The sequence below is a fragment of the Cognatundibacterium luofuense genome, from assembly GCF_018139685.1.
In the GTDB taxonomy this organism is placed as follows: Bacteria; Pseudomonadota; Gammaproteobacteria; order Burkholderiales; family Burkholderiaceae_D; genus Undibacterium; species Undibacterium luofuense.
Genome location: NZ_JAGSPN010000708.1, coordinates 1 through 255 on the forward strand (window position 1 = coordinate 1; position 255 = coordinate 255).

The 255-nt window shown below is 55.7% G+C and carries 1 protein-coding gene; it reads right to left on the bottom strand.

Annotated features, from left to right (window positions below; translation table 11 throughout):
* A partial coding sequence (locus KDM89_RS22280) for an ExbD/TolR family protein (RefSeq protein WP_212689904.1) occupies positions 1-255 on the bottom strand: 255 nt, incomplete at both ends.

Below are 255 nucleotides of genomic sequence, written 5' to 3' on the forward strand. Positions count from 1 at the left end.
CGCCACGGATGTGCACTTCCGGTTGCGGTTGTTTGACCGATTCCACTTTCAGCTGGTCGAACAGGGCTTCTGTGCCTCCGGCCAGCGGACGGATCGCGCCGTTCCAGTAAATGTCACCGTCTTTGCTTACAGAGATGGTGATGTTTTCCGGTTTGGTTTTGTAGACCTGGTTGCGTTCTGCCGGCAGCTTGAGTTTGACCACGTCGGTGATCACCGGGGTGGTGATCAGGAAGATGATCAGGAGCACGAGCATGA